The sequence below is a fragment of the Acinetobacter lwoffii genome, assembly GCF_024129855.1.
GTDB classification, from domain to species: domain Bacteria; phylum Pseudomonadota; class Gammaproteobacteria; order Pseudomonadales; family Moraxellaceae; genus Acinetobacter; species Acinetobacter lwoffii_L.
This window is the reverse complement of record NZ_JAMXXC010000072.1, coordinates 1-626: the sequence shown is the minus strand read 5'-3', so window position 1 is coordinate 626 and position 626 is coordinate 1. Positions and strand designations below refer to the sequence as shown.

Here is a 626-nt window from a genome sequence, read left to right as displayed (position 1 = left end):
TGACTGCAAATGACCTCTGGATTCCTCGATCCAAGCGCCTGAAACGTCCATATCAGCCTCGATACAACCGTGATTGCTTCGGTGAGCTGATCCAGATCGATGGCTCATATCATGACTGGTTTGAAGGCCGAGCTTCCAAATGCTGCTTGCTGGTTTATATCGATGACGCCACTGGAAAGCTGTTGCATCTGCGCTTTTGTGAGGCTGAAACGACCTTTGATTATATGCTTTCAACCCGAGCCTACATTGAGCAATACGGCAAGCCTTTAGCGTTTTATAGCGATAAACACTCGGTATTCCGAGTGAATCAGAAATCGAGCCAAGATAGCCAGATCACGCAATTTGGGCGGATTCTGAATGAGTTAAATATTGATATTATCTTCGCCAACTCACCCCAGGCCAAAGGCCGTGTGGAACGTGCCAATAGAACACTCCAGGATCGCCTGATCAAGGAAATGCGCCTAGAAGGTATCTGTTCAATTGCCGAGGCAAATGCCTGGCTGCCCTGCTTTATTGAGCATTTCAATCAGAAGTTTGCCAAGTGTGCGCGAAACTCAAAGAATTTACATCGGCCATTAACCGAATCTCATCTTGAACTGGATGATATTTTTACCTGGCAGGAACCG

General features: G+C 46.8%; 1 pseudogene. It reads left to right on the top strand.

Annotation, left to right across the window (positions count from 1 at the left end):
• A pseudogene (locus tag NI465_RS16540) lies at positions 1 to 626 on the top strand (ISNCY-like element ISAba32 family transposase); the annotation flags it as partial.